Below are 16,197 nucleotides of genomic sequence, written 5' to 3'. Positions count from 1 at the left end.
GGCCCCCGCCGCTACAGTGCGTCCCGTGGACCCCAACCACTACCGGCTCCACGGGGTGTGGCGGCTGGCCGCGCCGCCGCGGGAGGTGTTCGAGGCGCTCGCCGACGTGGCCGGCTACCCGCGCTGGTGGCCGGAGATCCGCGACGTCCGGGAGAGCGGGCCGGACCGCGGCGAGGTGCTGGTGCGCGCGCTGCTCCCCTACCGGCTGGTCATCGGGCTCACCGCCGTCCGGCGCGACCCCGCGGCCGGGGTGCTGGAGGCGGCCATGCACGGGGACCTCACCGGCTGGTCCCGCTGGACGGTGACGGGGGACGGCGAAGGCGGTGCGCTGGCGCTGTTCGAGGAGGACACCCGCCCGGCCAAGCCGCTGCTGCGGCGCCTGGCGCTGCCCGCCCGGCCGCTCTTCCGGGCCAACCACGCGGTGATGATGCGGCGCGGGCGGCGCGGCCTGGCGGCGTACCTGGGCCGGCGGGGCTGACCGCGCCCGGCCTGTCCCGGCGGGCCTGTCCGGCGGCCCGTCCCGGCGGCCCGCGGCGCGCGTCCGGCGGCCGGATCGGTGCGCCCGGCGGCCGGAACCCGTCGTCCGTCCGCCCGGTTCACCCGTCCGCACCGCCCCGGCCTGCGACGACGGGCCTTCACCAGATGTTTGCGCGGCGCCCCCGCATGGTCCGGGGCAGACTGGGCAGGGTAGTCCGGGCCGCACCCGTGCCCCGAGGATGGTGAGTCCGGTGATACCGCTTCGACCGCCCAACCCGACCGACCGGCAGAGCGGGCAACCGCACGCCGACGCGGTGAGCCCGCTCACCGAATCGGCCGCGCGCAGCCACATGGCGGGCGTCTGCTTCAAGATCGGACCACCCCGGCTGGTCGGCGTCGAGGTCGAGTCGTTCGTCCACGACGACCGATGTCCCGATCAACCGGTCCCCCCGGAACGGCTGCACGCCGCACTGGACGCACTACCGCTCGGCGGCCCCGACGGGACCTCGCTCCCCTCCGGATCCCGCCTCACCCTCGAACCCGGCGGTCAGGTCGAGCTCAGCTCCCCGCCCGCCGACAGCCTCACCGGCTGTATCTCCGACACCCGGCGCGACCTCGGAGCCCTGCGGGCCGCCTTCGCCGCCCAGGGCCTGCGCCTCACCGGTACCGGCACCGACCCGCTGGCCCGCCCCCGCACGATGGTGCTGGACCACCCCCGCTACCTCGCGATGGAGCGCCACTTCGACGCCGCGGGCCCCTGGGGAAAGATCATGATGACGGGCACCGCCTCGCTCCAGGTCTGCCTGGACGCCGGGGCCGAGGACGGCCCGCACGCCCTGGACCGCCGCTGGCTGCTCGCCCACCGGCTCGGCCCGGTGCTGGTCGCCGCCTTCGCCAACTCCCCACTGCTGGACGGCCGTCCGACCGGTCACCGGTCCACCCGGCAGACCGTCTGGTCCCGGATGGACCCCACCCGCACGCTCGCCCCCGCGCCCGACCACGGCGACCCCCGCGAGTCCTGGGCCGACTACGTGCTGGACGCCGAGGTGCTCTGCGTGCGCCGGCACGACGGCCTGCCGTGGACCGCCCCGGCCGGACTGACCTTCGGCGACTGGCTGCGCGGCGGCGGCGAGCGCCCGCCCACGCTGGCCGACCTCGACTACCACCGCACCACGCTGTTCCCGCCGGTGCGCCCGCACGGCCACCTCGAACTGCGGATGATCGACGCCCAGCCGGGCGACGGCTGGATCGTGCCGACCGCCCTGGTCACCGCGCTGCTCGACGACCCGCTCGCCGCGGACGCCGCGCTCGCCGCCCTGGAGCCGCTGGAGCCGCCGAAGCCGCCCGGCGAGAGCGCCCGCCCGCCGCGCAGCGACGTCTGGCGCCGGGCCGCCGCCCTGGCCACGGCCGACCCCGAACTGCGCCGCGCCGCCCTCGCCTGCTTCGCCGCCGCCGACGCCGCGCTGGGCCGCCTCCCGGGCACCGAGCGGCTGCGCGCCTCCGTCGCCGCCTTCGCCGAGCGCTACCCCGCGCGCGGGCGCTGCCCGGCCGACGACCAGTTGGACGCCCTGCGCTCCGGCGCCCGACGCACTCCCCCGGAGGAGGCCGCACCATGATCGACGACGCCCGCGAGGCCGGGACCACTCCCCCGTCGGAGGTTCCGGCGCCGGAGATGCCGACGCCGGAGGCGCTGCGCGAGACGATCGCCGTCGAGCTGCTGGCCGCCCGCGCCCGCACCGCCGCGCTCACCGACTGCGTCGAGGACCACGACCTCACCACCCAGCACTCCCCGCTGATGTCCCCGCTGGTCTGGGACCTCGCGCACATCGGCAACCAGGAGGAGCTCTGGCTGCTGCGCAACGTCGGCGGCCGCGACCCGATGCACCCGGAGATCGACCCGCTCTACGACGCCTTCGAGCACCCGCGCGCCGAGCGGCCGAGCCTGCCGCTGCTGCCGCCCGCCGAGGCCCGGGCGTACGCGGGCGAGGTCCGCGGCCGGGTGCTCGACCTGCTCGCCGCCAGCCCCCTGGAGGGCGCGCCGCTGCTGGCCGCCGGGTTCGCCTTCGGCATGATCGCCCAGCACGAGCAGCAGCACGACGAGACGATGCTGATCACCCATCAGCTGCGCAAGGGCGAGCCGGCGCTGGCCGCTCCCCCGCCGCCGCCCGCCCCGGCGGACGCCGCCGCGCTGCCCGCCGAGGTGCTGATACCGGCCGGCCCGTTCACCATGGGCACCGACACCGAGCCGTGGGCGCTGGACAACGAGCGCCCCGCCCACCGGGTCGAGCTGCCCGCGTTCCGGCTGGACACCACCCCGGTCACCAACGCCGCCTACCTGCGCTTCATCGCCGACGGCGGCTACGACGAGCCGCACTGGTGGACGCCCGAGGGCTGGGCGCACCGGCGGAGCGCCGGGCTGAGCGCGCCGCTGTTCTGGCACCGCGAGGACGGCCAGTGGCTGCGCCGGCGGTTCGGCGTGCTGGAGCCCGTGCCGCCGGCCGAGCCGGTGCTGCACGTCAGCTGGTACGAGGCCGACGCCTACGCCCGCTGGGCCGGGCGCCGGCTGCCGACCGAGGCCGAGTGGGAGAAGGCCGCCCGGCACGACCCGGCCACCGGCCGCTCGCGGCGCTACCCGTGGGGCGACGGCGCGCCCGGCCCCCGGCACGCCAACCTCGGCCAGCGGCATCTGCGCCCGGCCCCGGCCGGCAGCTACCCCGACGGCCAGTCCCCGTACGGGGCACGGCAGTTGATGGGCGACGTCTGGGAGTGGACGGCCAGTGACTTCCGGCCCTACCCGGGTTTCCGGGCCTGGCCGTACCGGGAGTACTCGGAGGTGTTCTTCGGCCCGGAGCACAAGGTGCTGCGCGGCGGCTGCTTCGCGGTGGCGCCGGTCGCCTGCCGGGGCACCTTCCGCAACTGGGACTACCCGGTGCGCCGGCAGATCTTCGCCGGGTTCCGCACCGCGGCCGACGTCGACGGCGGCGGGCCCGGCGAGGGCTCCGGGCCGGGCGACGGCTCCGGGTTCCGGTCCGCCGCGGAGGCCGGCTGATGTGCCGCCACCTCGCCTACCTGGGCGAGCCGGTGGCGCCCCGGGCGCTGCTGGTGGAGCCGCCGTTCGGGCTCTACCGGCAGTCCTGGGCGCCGCGCCTGCAGCAGTACGGCACGGTCAACGCGGACGGCTTCGGCCTCGGCTGGTACGCGGACGGCGACGAGGTGCCGGCCCGCTACCGGCGGGCCGGGCCGGTCTGGGCGGACGCCTCGTTCGCCGACCTCGCCCGGGTCCTGCGCACCCGGGCGCTGCTGGCGGCGGTCCGCTCGGCCACCGAGGGCTGCGCGGCGGGCGAGGAGGCGGCCGCGCCGTTCGCCGCCGGGCGCTGGCTGTTCAGCCACAACGGGGCGCTGGCCGGCTGGCCGGAGCGCACCGGCGCGCTGGCCGCGCTGCTGCCGCCGCGGGAGCTGCTCGACCTGGTGGCGCGCACCGACTCGGCGCTGCTGTGGGCGCTCACGCTGCACCGGCTGCGCGCGGGCGCCGGGATGGGCGAGGCGCTGGCCGGCACCGTCGCGGAGACGGCCGCGCACACCACCGGGCGGATCAACCTGCTGCTCACCGACGGCCGGGAGATCGCCGCCACCGCCTGGGGCGACACCCTGCACCACCGCACGGTGCCCGGCCTCGGCGTCCTGGTCGCCTCCGAGCCCTCCGACGACCACCCCGGCTGGACGGTCGTGCCGGACCGGTCGCTGCTGCTGGCCGGACCGGACGGGGTGACCGTCAAGCCGCTCTGAACGCGGCGTCCCCGCGGCGCGGCCCGAGGCCCGCTGCCGGTTCACATCTCTTCACTTCCTGAACAGAGGACCCACCTGTCATGAGCACCTTCGATCTCACCCGGCTGCTGCCCGCCGACCACTTCAGCACCACGCTGCGGCACGACGTCGAGACGGGCCTGACCGCCCAGCCCAAGACGCTGCCGCCCAAGTGGTTCTACGACGCGCGGGGCAGCGAGCTGTTCGAGGAGATCACCAAGCTGCCGGAGTACTACCCGACCCGTGCCGAGCGGGCGATCCTCACCGCCCGGGCCGGCGCGATCGCCGCCGCCACCCGGGCCCGCACCCTGGTGGAGCTGGGCTCCGGCTCCTCCGAAAAGACCCGGCTGCTGCTGGACGCGCTGCGCGGCCTCGGCACGCTGGAGGCGTACGTGCCGGTGGACGTCAGCGAGAGCGCGCTGACCGCGGCCGGCGAGGCGCTCGCCGCCGAGTACCCGGGCCTCGCGGTGCACGGTCTGCTGGCCGACTTCACCGCCCGGCTCGACCTGCCGCCGGCCGGCGGCCCGCGCCTGGTCGCCTTCCTCGGCGGCACCCTCGGCAACCTGCTGCCGGCCGAGCGGGCCGGCTTCCTGCGCGGACTGCGCGAGGCGCTCGACCCGGGTGACTTCCTACTGCTCGGCACCGACCTGGTGAAGGACCCGGCGGTGCTGGTCGCCGCCTACGACGACGCGGCCGGGGTGACCGCGGAGTTCAACCGGAACGTGCTCAACGTGCTGAACCGCGAGCTGGGCGCCGACTTCGACCCGGACGCGTTCGCGCACGTCGCGCTCTGGGACGCCGGGCAGGAGTGGATCGAGATGCGGCTGCGCTCGCTGGTCACGCAGACCGTGAAGATCCCGGCGCTGGACCTCCCGGTGCACTTCGCCGAGGGCGAGGAGCTGCGCACCGAGGTGTCGGCGAAGTTCCGCCGCGAGCGGGTCGCCGAGGAGCTGGCGGCGGCCGGCCTGGGGCTCGCGGCCTGGTGGACGGACGAGGAGGGGCGGTTCGGGCTCTCGCTGTCCCAGCCGGTCGGCCCGTCGGCCGGGGATGCCATTTGATCGTTCACTTTACTAAATAGGCGAACCCGGATAGGGCCATCCGGCTTACAACACTTGAACATTGAGGGGTTACGATCACGGCTACCGCACTCAGCGTTGAGTACCAGGAGTCAAGATCGTGAGCGTCACCCAGCAGTCCGCGGGGCCCTCGGGGGCGGGGACCGGGCCGGCACCGTCCGGCCGGCTCGGCTTCGTCGTCTTCATCACCGCCGCCGCGGCCCTCGGAGGGTTCCTGTTCGGCTACGACAGCTCCGTGATCAACGGCGCGGTCTCCGGCATCCAGGAGAAGTTCGGCGTCGGCGACGGCGTGACCGGTCTGATCGTCTCCTCCGCGCTGCTGGGCTCGGCGGTCGGCGCCGCACTGGCCGGCCGGTTCGCCGACCGCTACGGCCGGATCACCGTGATGAAGGCCGGCGCGCTGCTCTTCGCGGTGAGCGCGGTCGGCTCGATGCTGCCGTTCTCCGCCTGGGACCTCGCCCTGTGGCGGGTCCTCGGCGGAGCGGCCATCGGCATCGCCTCGGTGATCGCCCCGACCTACATCGCCGAGGTCGCCCCGGCCAGGTACCGCGGCCGGCTGGCCTCCTTCCAGCAGGCCGCCATCGTGCTCGGCATCGCGATCTCGCAGCTGGTCAACTGGCTGCTGGCGAACGCCGCCGGGGGCGAGACCCGCGGCCACCTGCTCGGTCTGGAGGCCTGGCAGTGGATGCTCGGCATCTGCGTGGTGCCGGCCGCGGTCTACTTCGTGCTCGCCTCGGCCATCCCCGAGTCGCCGCGCTTCCTCATCTCGGCCGGCCGCCTGGAGGAGGCCCGCACCGTCCTGGCCGCCGTCGAGGGCGAGGCCGTCGACACCGACGCCCGGATCGCCGAGATCCGGGGCCTGATCGACTCCGACCACCGTCCGCGCTTCCGCGACCTGCTCGGCGGACGCTTCGCCCTGCTGCCGATCGTCTGGGCCGGTATCGGCCTGTCGGTCTTCCAGCAGCTGGTCGGCATCAATGTGATCTTCTACTACTCGTCGATCCTCTGGCAGTCGGTGGGCATCGACCAGTCCAACTCGCTGCTGATCAGCTTCATCGGCTCGGTCATCAACATCCTCGGCACCGTGATCGCGATCCTGCTGGTCGACCGGATCGGCCGCAAGCCGCTCGCGCTGATCGGCTCGGCCGGCATGGCCGTCGCGCTCGGCGCCTGCGCCTGGGCGTTCTCCTCCGCCACCGGCAGCGGCGACGACGTCGTCCTCCCCGACCTCCAGGGCACCGTGGCGCTGATCGCCGCCAACGCCTTCGTGCTGTTCTTCGCGCTCTCCTGGGGCGTGGTGGTCTGGGTGATGCTCGGCGAGATGTTCCCCAACCGGATCCGCGCCGCCGCGCTCTCGCTGGCCGCCTCCGCGCAGTGGATCGCCAACTGGGCGATCACCGTCTCCTTCCCCGCCCTCTCCCGCTGGAACCTCTCCGCCACCTACCTCGCGTACGCGGTGTTCGCGGCGCTGTCCATCGTCTTCGTGGCGCGCTTCCTCAAGGAGACCAAGGGCGTCCGCCTGGAGGACATGGGATAGGCCAGGAGTGCCTGTCGGCCCCCGCACCCTAGCGCGAAGACGCCGGGAGCGGGGGCCGAATCGTTCACTCTCTGCGGTGCCGCGCACACCTCCGGTATCCCTTTCCGGCAGGAGGGATGTCCTTGATCTTCGACCGGCTTCGCACCCGCGGCACCCGCAGGCCCGCCGCCACCTGCCCCTACTCGCACGGCCACGTCCACGGCCACCTGGTCCCGGAGGATCCCCCGGAGCCCGCCGCCGACCCGTCCGCCGTGGGCCGGGCCCACTTCACCGACCCCCGGCAGGCCGCCGACTTCATCCGGCGCTTCCACGCCGAGCAGCCCGCCGCCGGCGACCCCGACGCCCGGATCCGCGCCGTCCTCGACGAGATCGACCGCACCGGCGGCTACCGGCACACCCCAGGCGAACTCGCCTACGGCGCCAAGCTCGCCTGGCGCAACGCCGCCCGCTGCATCGGCCGGCTGTACTGGCGCAGCCTGGTGGTGCGCGACCTGCGCCACCTCTCCTCGGCCGACGACATCGCCACCGAGTGCTTCACCCACCTGCGCACCGCCACCAACGGCGGCCGGATCCGCCCGGTGATCTCGGTGTTCGCCCCCGACCGGCCCGGCCGTCCGGCCGCCCGGATCCTCAACCAGCAACTCGTCCGCTACGCCGGCCACCCCGGCCCCGACGGCCGGTGGACCGGCGACCCGGCCGGCGGACAGCTCGCCGCCCGGGCCCGTGACCTCGGTTGGAAGAGCGGCGAGGAACGCTTCGAGGTCCTGCCGCTGCTGATCCAGGAACGGCCCGGCGAGCGGCCGTACTGGTACGAGCTGCCCGAGGACACCACGCTGGAGGTCCCGCTCTCCCACCCCGGCCACCCGTGGTTCGCCGAACTGGGCCTGCGCTGGTACGCCGTCCCGGCGATCAGCGACATGACGCTGGAGATCGGCGGTGTGCGCTACCCCACCGCGCCGTTCAACGGCTGGTACATGGGCACCGAGATCGGCGCCCGCAACCTGGCCGACGCCGACCGCTACGACATGCTGGCCACCGTCGCCGACCGGCTCGGCCTGGACACCTCCAGCGAGCGCACGCTCTGGCGGGACCGGGCGCTGGTGGAGCTGAACGTCGCGGTGCTGCACTCCTTCGAGGAGGCCGGGGTGACCATGGCCGACCACCACACCGAGTCCGAGCGGTTCCTGCGGCACATCGCCCAGGAGCAGCGGGCCGGCCGGCCGACGCCCGCCGACTGGAGCTGGATCGTGCCGCCGGTCTCGGGCGGGCTGACCCCCGTCTACCACCGGTACTACGACCCGGTGGACCCCGCGCTGCGCCCGGCGTTCGTGGCCCGCGAGCCCTGGTGACCGCGTTCCGCGATCCGTTCGAAGCGCAGCGCCAGTCCGTCGAGCAGCGCCTCAAGACCGGTCTCGAAGGCGCCCTCGTCGACGGCCGTCCGGTGCTCGGCCAGCAGGTGCGCCTCGCCGAGGTGCGGGTAGTCGGCCGCGTCGTACACCCCGGCGTCCTCCGGGAAGCCAGACGCGAAGGAGGCCAGCGCCGAGCCGGTGACGAAGTAGCGCATCAGCGCGCCGATCCTGGTCGCCTGCCCGCGCGGCCAGCCGGCCTGGACCAGGTGGCCGAAGACGGCGTCGGCCAGCCGCAGCGCGTTCGGCCGGCGCCCGGGGCCCTGGGCGAGCACCGGGACGATGTTCGGATGGGCGGCGAGCGCGGCGCGGTAGGAGCGGGCCCAGTCGCGCAGCGCCCGCGGCCAGGGCGTGCCGGCGGCGAACATCGACAGGTCGACCTCGCCCATCACGCCGTCCACCACCGCGTCCAGAAGCTCGTCCTTGGTGGCGAAGTGGTTGTAGAGGGACGGCCCGCTGACCGACAGCTCGGCGGCCAGCCGGCGGGTGGAGAGCGCGGCCAGCCCCTCCTCGTCGACCAGGCGCAGCGCGGCGGCGACGATGCGCTCGCGGTTGAGCAGGGGGGTGCGCGGGCGGGGCATCGGGCGCGGCTCCTCCGGTCGGGTGGGGGTGGGGACCGATTCTGGCAGGTGCCCCTTCCCAGCGCGGCCGGCCGGAGCTACAGTCCCCTCGTAAAACTTGCAGCGCTAGTTTAACTGGGGGCGCCCGATGGACCTGGAACTCTCCGAGGAACAGGCCGCCGTCCGCGCACTCGCGGCCTCCTTCACCGACCGCGAGATCGTGCCGCACGCCGCCGCCTGGGACCGCGCCGAGTCCGTCGACCGCGCGATCGTCGGCAGGCTGGGCGAACTCGGCTTCCTCGGCCTGACCGTCCCCGAGGAGTACGGCGGCAGCGGCGGCGACCACCTCGCCTACTGCCTGGTCCTGGAGGAACTGGGCCGCGGCGACTCCGCCGTGCGCGGCATCGTCTCGGTCTCGCTCGGCCTGGTCGCCAAGTCCGTCAACGCCTTCGGCACCGAGGAGCAGAAGCGGCGCTGGCTGCCCCGGCTCACCTCCGGTGAGGCGCTCGGCTGCTTCGCCCTCACCGAACCGGGCACCGGCTCCGACGCCGCCAGTCTCACCACCCGGGCCGTGCGCGACGGCGACGACTGGCTGATCAGCGGCGGCAAGACCTTCATCACCAACGGCACCTGGGCCGACGTCGCGCTGCTCTTCGCCCGCACCGGCGGGCCCGGTCACCGGGGCATCACCGCCTTCCTGGTGCCCACCGGCCTGCCCGGCTTCACCCGTACCGAGATCCACGGCAAGCTCGGCCTGCGCGGCCAGGCCACCGCCGAACTCGCCCTCGACGCCGTCCGGGTGCCCGACAGCGCCCGGCTCGGCGAGGTCGGCAAGGGCTTCACCGTCGCCATGGCGGCGCTCGCCAAGGGCCGGATGTCGGTCGCCGCCGGCTGCGTCGGCATCGCCCGGGCCTGCCTGGACGCCGCCGTCCGCTACGCCGGCGAGCGCGAGCAGTTCGGCGCGCCGATCGCCTCCCACCAACTGGTGCAGCAACTGCTCGCCGGCATCGCCGTGGACGTCGAGGCGGCCCGGCTGCTCACCTGGAAGGTCGCCGACCACATCGACCGCGGCCTGCCGTTCGCCACCGAGTCCTCCGTCGCCAAGCTGTTCGCCAGTGAGGCGGCGGTGCGGGCCGCCAACAACGCCCTCCAGGTGTTCGGCGGCTACGGCTTCATCGACGAGTACCCCGTCGGCAAGTACCTGCGCGACGCGCGGGTGATGACCCTCTACGAGGGCACCAGCCAGATCCACCAACTGCTCATCGGGCGCGCGCTCACCGGCGTCAACGCCTTCTGAACCCCCTCTTCGACAAGGAGCCCGACGTCGTGCGTCCTGTCTACTTCGCCGCCGCCCGCCGCACACCCATCGGCCGGCTGCGCGGAGCCCTCGCCACGGTCCGCCCGGACGACCTCTCGGCCACCGTGCTGCGCGCCCTGCTCGCCGACCTGCCCGCCCTCGACCCGGCCCGGATCGACGACGTTTACTGGGGCGCCGCCAACCAGGCCGGCGAGGACAACCGCAACGCCGCCCGGATGGCCGTCCTGCTCGCCGGACTGCCCGACAGCGTCCCCGGCGCCACCGTCAACCGGCTCTGCGCCTCCGGCCTGGAGGCGGTCACCATGGCCGCCCGGGCGATCGGCTCCGGCGAGGCGGACGTCGTGGTGGCGGGCGGCTGCGAGTCGATGACCCGCGCCCCCTTCGTCCTCCCCCGCCCCGACGAGGCGCTGCCGCACCGGATCGAGACCTACGACACCCGGCTCGGCTGGCGGCTCACCCACCCGCGGATGGCCGAACTGCACGGCGTGCTCTCCATGGGCGAGACCGCCGAGGAGGTGGCCGCCCGGTACGGGGTCACCCGGGAGCGGCAGGACGCCTTCGCGCTGCGCAGCCACCAGCGGGCCGCCGCCGCCCGCAAGGACGGCCACTTCGACGCCGAGCTGATCCCGGTCGAGCGGGCCGACGGGGTGAGCGTCGAGGCGGACGAGTCGATCCGCGAGGACACCAGCCTGGAGAAGCTGGCCCGCCTCAAGCCCGCCTTCCGCCCCGGCGGCACGGTGACGGCGGGCAACGCCTCGCCGATGAACGACGGCGCGGCCGGGCTGGTGCTGGTCAGTGAGGAGGCGCTGAACGAGTTCGGCCTGGAGCCGCTCGGCCGCTACGTGGCCGGTGCCTCGGCGGGTGTGCACCCGGACGTGATGGGCATCGGCCCCGTTCCGGCCACCCGCAAGGCGCTCGCCCGGGCCGGGTGGGCGCTGGGGGAGGTCGAGGAGGCCGAGCTGAACGAGGCCTTCGCCGCCCAAGTGCTGGCTTCCGTGGACCAGTTGGGGATCGACCCGGAGCTGGTCAACCCCACCGGAGGCGCGATCGCGCTCGGCCACCCGCTCGGCGGCTCCGGCGCCCGGATCCTCACCACCCTGCTGCACCGCATGCGCCGCACCGGCGGCCGCCGGGGCCTGGCCACCATGTGCGTGGGCGTCGGGCAGGGGACGGCGGTGCTGGTGGAGTCCGCCTGAGGGCTGACAACTGACAACTGACAGATTTCAGATAACAGATGACAGCTGACAGATTTCAGATAACAGATTCTGTCATCTGTCAGCCGGACTTCCACCGGAGGAGCAGCACCATGACTCGTTTCGCAGGCAGGGTCGCCGTCGTCACCGGCGGCGCGCAGGGCATCGGCGCGGCGACCGCGCGGCGGCTGGCCGAGGAGGGCGCGGCGGTGGCCGTGGTCGACCTCACGGCCGAGCGGGCCGCCGGGACGGCCGGGGAGATCACCGCCAAGGGCGGCACGGCGCGGGCCTACGGCTGCGACGTGGCCGACTACGACGCCGTGGAGGAGGTGTTCGCCCGGATCGCCGAGGACTTCGGGGGCCTGCACATCCTGGTCAACAACGCCGGGATCACCCGGGACAACCTGTTCTTCAAGATGCCCAAGGCCGACTGGGACGCGGTGCTGACGGTCAATCTGACCAGCGCCTACAACTGCAGCCACGTGGCGCAGAAGTACATGGTCGCGCAGAAGTGGGGCAAGATCGTCTCGCTCAGCTCGCGCTCGGCCCTCGGCAACCGGGGCCAGGCGAACTACGCCGCCGCCAAGGCCGGCATCCAGGGCCTGACGGCGACCCTCGCCATCGAACTCGGCCCGTTCAACATCAATGTGAACGCGGTGGCCCCCGGCTACATCGCCACCGCGATGACCGCCGCCACGGCCGCCCGCGTCGGCGCCACCACCGAGGACCACCAAACCGAGGTGGCCGCCCGCACACCGCTACGGCGGGTCGGCCAGCCGGAGGAGATCGCCTCGGTGGTCGCCTTCCTGGCGAGCGAGGACGCGTCGTACGTCAGCGGCCAGACCCTGTACGTCAACGGCGGCGCTCGCTGAAACCACAGCAGGCCGTCCGCCAAAGGGCGGACGGCCTGCTGCGCGCTCCGTCAGACCGACTGGGCGAACTCGACGAAGGACTGCCAAGCAGCCGAGGAAAAGGCGAGCTGGGGACCGAACTTGTCCTTGGAATCACGCACCAGTACGGATTCGGTGGTCTCGGCGACCTCGACGCAAGCGCCGCCCTCGCCGCCGCTGTAGCTGCTCTTGAACCACACCAGATCGCCGCTCATCGCTCCCCCAGCATCTTCTCGATCAAGGACAGGGATTCTTGCGGAGAGTGCGCCTGCGCCCTGAGGTTGCCGTACCGCACATTCAGGAGGCGAACTTCCTCCGCATCCGTAATGAGCCTACCGTTCATCTGGACCTCCATGTAGCCGGTCTGCGGACGTCCCTTGGGCGTGATCAGAATGAACGAACCATCCATACCGGCGTTCTCAGCTCGGTCCATCGGCATCACCTGAAGCGTCATGCCACGGGTGTCCCCGATCTCCAGGAACCGTTCGAGCTGCCTCCTGTGCACCTCGGGCCCGCCGAGCCGCCGGTGCAGGACACTCTCGTCGATCACCCAGCTGAAGACCGCTCGGGGCCACCGGGCAAGGATCTCCTGTCGCGCCATCCGGGCCGTCACCCGGATCTCGACCATCTCCTCCGCCAGCATCGGCTGCCTCATCCGAAACACCGCCCGGGCGTAGTCCTCCGTCTGAAGCAACCCCGGCGCAAGGTAGGAACTCCAGTCATGGTGTTCGATGGCCGAGGTCTCCAGGCTGGCGTAGTTCCGGAACCACTCGGGGTGCCGCACGCGCGCCCTGGCCTTCGCCCGCTCGATGTCCTGCGCGACGACGAGCAGCAGCCCTCCGGCGTCCAAAATCCTCTCGGCCGCCTCCAGCAGCTCCCGCTGCGGCGTCCGCTTCCCCTGCTCCACCGCCCCGATCAGACTCTCGGTGTAGCCGACCTCCTTGGCGAACTCCTTCTGCGTCAGCCCCGCCCGCTCGCGCAGCAGCTTGATCTGCCGGCCGACCGCCCGCAGGAAGTCCGAGAACTCCGCCAGGTCCTCGTCCAACTCCGGCCGCACGTCGCCACTCTCGACACCGCCCCGAACCTCAGCCACAACGGCCTCCCCTGTTCTCCACTCACGGAACTGTCCGCACACGGATGGGCACCCACCGTGCCCACCGGATGCTTCGTCAGCGTAAGCCCGGGAAATAGGCCGTTCCTCGTAAAGTCCGAAACTCCCCTCGACACCCCAGCGCCCCGCCGTTCACACCAGGCGCGTCTACCGGCCACCGGGCCCCCGGGCAGCGGTCACCACCCGGGCGCTCAACTCCCCTTCGCTGAAGGCGTTCCACTCCACCCGGTTCCCGTCGCACTCGCACTTCCGCCCCCAGGCGCACACCGGGGCGGAAGTCCGATTCGCACCCCCCACTCACCACCCCACGCCCGGCGTGCACCCCCGCGCTCCGGCTCAGGAGGAGGCGGGTCCGGGCGGGAGTCAGCGGCAGAGGGCCGCGTCGACCGCGTCGGTCATGCGCTTGGCGGTGGTTGCGTCCGGGATGGTGGTGACGGTGATGCTGACGGCGCGACCGTCCTCCGTGACACCACCCCGGCTCCGGTGGCCCGGGGCGGTGCCGCCGTGGCCCCAGACGAGGCCGCCGCAGGTCAGTGGCCTGCTCTGGATCCCCAGGCCGTAGCGGACGCCGGGGCCCAGGAGCTCGGTCGGGACGGTGGTGCGCATCTCGGCGAGCTGGGCGGCGGGCAGCAGACGACCCGCCAGGAGCGCGCCGTAGAAGGTGTTGAGGTCGGTGTTGGTGGACACGACCGCCCCCGCGGCCCAGGCCATGGACGAGTCCATCGCGGTGTAGTCGATCAGCGGCACGCCCGGGCCGGTGGTCAGGTAGCCGTGCGGGTGGGGCTCGCGGAGGGCGGTCTCCCCGGTGGTCGGGACGTAGGTGTGGCGCAGGCCGATCCGGTCGATGACGCGCTTGGTGAGCTCCTCACCGAAGGGGCGGCCGGTGACCTTCTGGATCAGCAGGCCGGCCACCAGGTAGTTGGTGTTGCTGTACATCCAGTCGGTCCCGGCGGCGAACAGCGCCTTCTGGGCCAGTGCCCCGTCGAGGAGTTCGCGCGGCTCGAAGTAGCGGTACTGGATGGGGGCGAAGTCGGTCAGCCCGGGGGCGTCCATGTACTCGGGCAGGCCGCTGGTGTGCTGGAGCAGTTGGCGGACCGTGATGGTCCGGCCGTCGATGCCGTCGCCGCGCAGGAGACCCGGCAGGTAGGTGTCGACGCTCGCGTCCAGGCCGACCTTGCCCTCGGCGACCAGTTGCAGGACGACGACGGCGGTGAACGCCTTGGTGTTGCTGCCGGCCCGGATCTGCCCGTCGACCGGGACCCCGGCCCCGGTGGCCAGGTCGCCGACACCGGCGGTGTAGGTACGGCTGCGGCCGTCGCGTCCCTTGACGGTGGCGAGGGCGGCGGGCATCCCGTCCTCCTTCACCAGCGCGTCGAGGCGCTGCTGCACGACGTCCGGCCGCGGTGCGGCGGTGGCCGCGGTCGGGGCGAACGCCGTCAGCGCGAGCCCGGCGGCGGCCGTGACCGTCGTGGCGTGCCGCACCAGGCGGAGGCGGCGCGCCGTGCGCCGCAGGGTGTGTTCGTTCATCGGGACTCCACTGCTGGGAAGAAGAGAAGAGGAAAGGGCGGGGTGCGAGGCGGTGCGGCCGGGTGGCCGGCGCCGAGGGCCGGCGCCGGCCACCCGGGGGACGATCAGCGGCAGAGCGCCTCGTCCACTGCCTGGTCCGCGTGCTTACCGAGGTCGCCGCCCGCGATCGTGGTCACGGCGACGCTCGCGGAGCGGCCGTCGTCGGTGGTGCCGCCGAAGGTCTCGTAGCCCGGGATCGCCCCGCCGTGCCCCCAGGAGAGCCCGCCGCAGGAGAGCGGGCGGCTGATCAGGCCGAGGCCGTAGCCGACCCCGGCGCCGAGCTCCTCGGCGGGGACGGTGGTGCGCATCTCGGCGAGCTGGGCCGCGGGCAGCAGACGGCCGCCGAGCAGCGCGCCGTAGAACCGGGTTTGATCGGTGTTGGTCGAGACCATCGCGCCGGCCGCCCAGCCCCAGGAGGGGTCCAGCTCGGTGTAGTCGCGCAGCGACCCGTCCTCGGCACGCTGGTAGCCCTTGGGGTGGGCCTCGTGGATCGTCATGTCCCCGGGGACGGGGAAGTAGGTGTGGCGCAGGCCGATCCGGTCGATGACGCGCTTGGTGATCTCCTCGCCGATCGGACGGCCGGTGACCTTCTGGATGATCATGCCCGCCAGCAGGTAGTTGGTGTTGTTGTACTCCCACTTGGTACCGGGCGCGAAGTGGGCCTTCTGGGCCAGGGCGGCGTCGAGGAGTTCGCGCGGCTCGAAGTACCGCTTGGGGTTGCCGAGGACGCTCTCCTTGTCCACGTACTCGGGCAGGCCGCTGGTGTGCTGGAGCAGCTGGCGGACCGTGATGTTCCGGCCGTCGAAGCCCTCGCCGCGAACCAGGCCGGGCAGGTAGGTCTCGACGCTCGCGTCCAGGCCGACCTTGCCCTCGGCGACCAGCTGCAGGACGACGACGGCGGTGAACACCTTGGTGTTGCTGCCGATCCGCACCTGTCCGTCGACCGGGACCTTGGCCCTGGTGGCCGCGTCGCCGACACCGGCGGTGTAGGTGCGGGTACGGCCGTCCCGGCCCTTGACGGCGGCGAGGGCGCCGGGTGCACCGTCCTTCTGGACCAGGGCGTTCAGGCGCTGCTGCACGACGTCCGGCCGCGGTCCGGCGGAGGCCGTGGTGGCCGGTGCCAGGATGCCGGCCACCACGGCGGCGGCCACGGCGGTCACGGTCACCGCCGCCCCGCGCCGACGACCGCGGAGGCGGTTCGGACGGTGGTGCTGCGATGCGTTTTCGTTCACGGGAAAGCCCCCCTGGGTAGGGCGCCG

15 protein-coding genes are annotated in these 16,197 nt (G+C 73.5%); 10 read left to right on the top strand and 5 right to left on the bottom strand.

The features are described 5' to 3' along the window. The first annotated feature begins 25 nt into the window (after window positions 1–25). From ACFZBX_RS07420 to ACFZBX_RS07390, 7 genes are all read left to right on the top strand, one after another. On the top strand, window positions 26–478 hold the full coding sequence (locus ACFZBX_RS07420; protein WP_391531985.1) for an SRPBCC family protein: 453 nt from the start codon (window positions 26–28) through the stop codon (window positions 476–478). 250 nt (window positions 479–728) lie between these two features. Beyond that, entirely contained in the window at window positions 729–2,093 is a 1,365-nt protein-coding gene (gene egtA, locus ACFZBX_RS07415; protein ID WP_391531984.1) for an ergothioneine biosynthesis glutamate--cysteine ligase EgtA, read from the top strand. Further along, complete coding sequence (gene egtB / locus ACFZBX_RS07410; protein ID WP_391531983.1) at window positions 2,090–3,526, top strand: ergothioneine biosynthesis protein EgtB; 1,437 nt, start codon at window positions 2,090–2,092, stop codon at window positions 3,524–3,526. Before egtA ends, egtB begins: the two co-directional genes overlap by 4 nt. After that, entirely contained in the window at window positions 3,526–4,263 is a 738-nt protein-coding gene (egtC, locus tag ACFZBX_RS07405) for an ergothioneine biosynthesis protein EgtC (RefSeq protein WP_391531982.1), read from the top strand. The genes egtB and egtC overlap by 1 nt, the downstream gene beginning before the upstream one ends. An 80-nt stretch (window positions 4,264–4,343) precedes the next feature. After that, a complete protein-coding gene (gene egtD, locus ACFZBX_RS07400; RefSeq protein ID WP_391531981.1) occupies window positions 4,344–5,339 on the top strand; it encodes an L-histidine N(alpha)-methyltransferase in 996 nt (331 codons plus the stop codon). A gap of 118 nt (window positions 5,340–5,457) precedes the next feature. Further along, a complete protein-coding gene (locus ACFZBX_RS07395) occupies window positions 5,458–6,894 on the top strand; it encodes a sugar porter family MFS transporter (protein WP_391531980.1) in 1,437 nt (478 codons plus the stop codon). 116 nt (window positions 6,895–7,010) lie between these two features. Continuing rightward, window positions 7,011–8,243: a nitric oxide synthase oxygenase gene (locus ACFZBX_RS07390; RefSeq protein WP_391531979.1), complete on the top strand. Its 1,233-nt coding sequence runs from the start codon at window positions 7,011–7,013 to the stop codon at window positions 8,241–8,243. Here the strand turns inward: ACFZBX_RS07390 and ACFZBX_RS07385 are convergent. Then, on the bottom strand, window positions 8,186–8,881 hold the full coding sequence (locus ACFZBX_RS07385) for a TetR/AcrR family transcriptional regulator (protein WP_391531978.1): 696 nt from the start codon (window positions 8,879–8,881) through the stop codon (window positions 8,186–8,188). The genes ACFZBX_RS07390 and ACFZBX_RS07385 overlap by 58 nt on opposite strands. Before the next feature lie 127 nt (window positions 8,882–9,008). On the opposite strand from ACFZBX_RS07385, the gene ACFZBX_RS07380 reads away from it, so the two are divergent. From ACFZBX_RS07380 to fabG, 3 genes are all read left to right on the top strand, one after another. Then, complete coding sequence (locus tag ACFZBX_RS07380; protein ID WP_391531977.1) at window positions 9,009–10,157, top strand: acyl-CoA dehydrogenase family protein; 1,149 nt, start codon at window positions 9,009–9,011, stop codon at window positions 10,155–10,157. A gap of 29 nt (window positions 10,158–10,186) precedes the next feature. After that, a complete protein-coding gene (locus tag ACFZBX_RS07375; RefSeq protein WP_391531976.1) occupies window positions 10,187–11,374 on the top strand; it encodes a thiolase family protein in 1,188 nt (395 codons plus the stop codon). A gap of 110 nt (window positions 11,375–11,484) precedes the next feature. Beyond that, complete coding sequence (fabG, locus tag ACFZBX_RS07370) at window positions 11,485–12,243, top strand: 3-oxoacyl-ACP reductase FabG (RefSeq protein WP_391531975.1); 759 nt, start codon at window positions 11,485–11,487, stop codon at window positions 12,241–12,243. A 50-nt stretch (window positions 12,244–12,293) separates the two neighbouring features. Here the strand turns inward: fabG and ACFZBX_RS07365 are convergent, their stop codons facing one another. The 4 genes from ACFZBX_RS07365 to ACFZBX_RS07350 all read right to left on the bottom strand — a co-directional run bounded on the left by ACFZBX_RS07365 (window position 12,294) and on the right by ACFZBX_RS07350 (window position 16,104). Then, window positions 12,294–12,476: a DUF397 domain-containing protein gene (locus ACFZBX_RS07365; RefSeq protein ID WP_391531974.1), complete on the bottom strand. Its 183-nt coding sequence runs from the start codon at window positions 12,474–12,476 to the stop codon at window positions 12,294–12,296. Further along, the gene (locus ACFZBX_RS07360) at window positions 12,473–13,354 is read right to left on the bottom strand and encodes a Scr1 family TA system antitoxin-like transcriptional regulator (RefSeq protein WP_391531973.1); all 882 of its coding nucleotides are present in this window, start codon (window positions 13,352–13,354) and stop codon (window positions 12,473–12,475) included. The genes ACFZBX_RS07365 and ACFZBX_RS07360 overlap by 4 nt, the downstream gene beginning before the upstream one ends. Window positions 13,355–13,735: 381 nt before the next feature. Beyond that, window positions 13,736–14,899 (bottom strand): serine hydrolase domain-containing protein, encoded by a 1,164-nt coding sequence (locus ACFZBX_RS07355; RefSeq protein ID WP_391531972.1) that lies wholly within the window; start codon window positions 14,897–14,899, stop codon window positions 13,736–13,738. Window positions 14,900–15,003: 104 nt separating this feature from the next. Then, complete coding sequence (locus ACFZBX_RS07350; protein ID WP_391531971.1) at window positions 15,004–16,104, bottom strand: serine hydrolase domain-containing protein; 1,101 nt, start codon at window positions 16,102–16,104, stop codon at window positions 15,004–15,006. Window positions 16,105–16,197: the final 93 nt, after the last annotated feature.

The organism is Kitasatospora sp. NPDC008115 (genome assembly GCF_042957205.1).
Taxonomy (GTDB): domain Bacteria; phylum Actinomycetota; class Actinomycetes; order Streptomycetales; family Streptomycetaceae; genus Kitasatospora.
The sequence above is the reverse complement of the archived record's forward strand: the minus strand, read 5'-3'. Positions and strand labels throughout refer to the sequence as shown.